The sequence below is a fragment of the Corynebacterium sp. HMSC067D03 genome, from assembly GCF_001811185.1.
Lineage (GTDB): Bacteria > Actinomycetota > Actinomycetes > Mycobacteriales > Mycobacteriaceae > Corynebacterium > Corynebacterium coyleae.
This window is the reverse complement of record NZ_KV803807.1, coordinates 1-1,779: the sequence shown is the minus strand read 5'-3', so window position 1 is coordinate 1,779 and position 1,779 is coordinate 1. Positions and strand designations below refer to the sequence as shown.

At 63.3% G+C, this 1,779-nt stretch carries 4 protein-coding genes; all 4 read left to right on the top strand.

All coding sequences use genetic code 11. The features are described 5' to 3' along the window. The first annotated feature begins 69 nt into the window (after window positions 1-69). The 4 genes from HMPREF2785_RS04580 (at window position 70) to HMPREF2785_RS04565 (ending at window position 1,711) form a co-directional block, all read left to right on the top strand. The gene (locus HMPREF2785_RS04580) at window positions 70-615 is read left to right on the top strand and encodes a TetR/AcrR family transcriptional regulator (protein ID WP_034666346.1); all 546 of its coding nucleotides are present in this window, start codon (window positions 70-72) and stop codon (window positions 613-615) included. Beyond that, window positions 612-971, top strand: coding sequence for a DMT family transporter (locus tag HMPREF2785_RS04575; protein WP_048733039.1), 360 nt, complete (start codon window positions 612-614; stop codon window positions 969-971). Before HMPREF2785_RS04580 ends, HMPREF2785_RS04575 begins: the two co-directional genes overlap by 4 nt. After that, window positions 968-1,297, top strand: a complete 330-nt coding sequence (locus HMPREF2785_RS04570; RefSeq protein WP_003849969.1) for a DMT family transporter — start codon at window positions 968-970, stop codon at window positions 1,295-1,297. Before HMPREF2785_RS04575 ends, HMPREF2785_RS04570 begins: the two co-directional genes overlap by 4 nt. Window positions 1,298-1,396: 99 nt before the next feature. After that, a complete protein-coding gene (locus tag HMPREF2785_RS04565) occupies window positions 1,397-1,711 on the top strand; it encodes an NIPSNAP family protein (RefSeq protein ID WP_174232238.1) in 315 nt (104 codons plus the stop codon). Window positions 1,712-1,779 lie beyond the last annotated feature (68 nt).

Below are 1,779 nucleotides of genomic sequence, written 5' to 3'. Positions count from 1 at the left end.
TGTACCCCAGGTGCCCCTACCAGCGCCCGCAGTTGAAGGCTTCACCTACCAAATGGTAAAGTTAGCTATATGCGAACCAGTCAGCGCTCCGAGATCCTGGAAGCTGCCCTCCGCGTCATGAACGCAGCGGAGGGTGGCGACATTACCCTTGACGCAGTGGCCCACGAGGCCGGGCTCACCAAACCGGGATTGCTATATCACTTCCGCAACCGCGACGTACTGCTCGCCGCGATCGTCGACCACGCTGCGGCCAACGTCGAGAACGACATGACTGCCACCCTTGGCAAGCCCCTCGAGAACGCCAACGCCACCGAGCGGCTCCTGAGCTACGTTCACGTCGCCGCCCACGGGGCCGCCAAGCGCGCCGAGTTCATCATCTGGGGCCAAGCGACGTACCGGCCCGAACTCACCGAACCGTGGACTACGCGGATGGGCCGCTGGCTCGAACTCCCGGACGATCTCGACGCCGCCACCCGAGCCAGGCTGACCACCGCCCGACTCGCCGCCGACGGACTCTGGGGCGCCCAGGCCACAGGTGTGTCCACCCTCCACGGCGCGGATCTCGAAGCCGTCGTCTCCAGCATTCGCTCCCTGATCGAAGGAACAACCCCATGAAGCAGTGGTTCCTGCTCGCTGGCGCCATCACTACCGAAGTGGCGGCGACGCTGTCTCTCAAGGCGGCGCTCAATCACCCATCCTGGTACATCGTGGTTGCTGCCGGATACATCGGCACTTTCGTCTTCCTCACCTTCTGCCTGCGCGAAGGAATGCAGATCGGCGTCGCCTATGGCATCTGGGGAGCCAGCGGGGTCGTGCTCGCCGCCGTGCTATCCGCCGCGATTTTCGGTGAACCTCTGACCGCTGTGATGGGTCTTGGAATGGTTGCGATCATCAGCGGTGTCCTCACCGTCGAACTCGGCTCCCAGAAAGCTCAGCAAACCGCAGCCCAGGAAGCAGGAGTCAACTCATGAGATGGATCTTCCTCGCAGGCGCCATCTTGTCCGAAGTCGTCGCGACCATGTCGCTACGAGCCTCCGACGGTGGCCGGGTGAAGAAATGGTTCATCGGCGTCATCGCGGGGTATCTCGTGGCGTTCGTCGCCTTAAGTCTCGCCTTGGCCGACGGCATGGCCCTTGGCGTCGCCTACGGCATCTGGGCAGCATCCGGCGTAGCTCTCACCGCGATCCTCGCCCGGGTCATCTTCCACGAACCCCTCACCCGAACCATGGCCCTCGGCATCCTCCTCATCGCCGTCGGAGTTCTCACCGTTGAACTCGGCGCCAACTTGGCGAACTGACGCATTTCCGCAGGTAAACCAGGCAGATTGGTGTGCTGCACCACGAGGCGCACAGACAAAGGCTCCCCAATGAGCGCCTGTGGGCCTAGCGTTGTGGATGTGATCACCTGTGTCGTCCACTACACCATCGACCCCGACCAGATCGCAGCCTTTGAACAGTTCGCCCGCGCTTGGATGCGGCATGTCGACGAACACGGCGGCACCCACCACGGGTACTACCTACCCGCGGAAGGTGTGAGTGACCGTGCGGAATCCCTGTTCAGCTTCCCCAGCCTGGCTGCCTACGAGCAGTACCGCACCTTGTTCGGCACCCACTCGGACTTCATCGCCGCTGACCGGATTCGAGACGAGTCCGAGTGCGTCCTGCGGTACGAGCGCACCTTCATGCGGCCGCTCCTACCCCAGGGACACTGAAAGGGACTCCGGCAGCACGCTCGGCACAACCCACAACGCCGCAGGTCAGCGCGTACAGATGGGTGTAC

Coding starts and splice junctions, on each gene's coding strand:
- HMPREF2785_RS04580 (WP_034666346.1), top strand. CDS start 70: ATGCGAACCAGTCAGCGCTCCGAGATCCTGGAAGCTGCCCTCCGCGTC.
- HMPREF2785_RS04575 (WP_048733039.1), top strand. CDS start 612: ATGAAGCAGTGGTTCCTGCTCGCTGGCGCCATCACTACCGAAGTGGCG.
- HMPREF2785_RS04570 (WP_003849969.1), top strand. CDS start 968: ATGAGATGGATCTTCCTCGCAGGCGCCATCTTGTCCGAAGTCGTCGCG.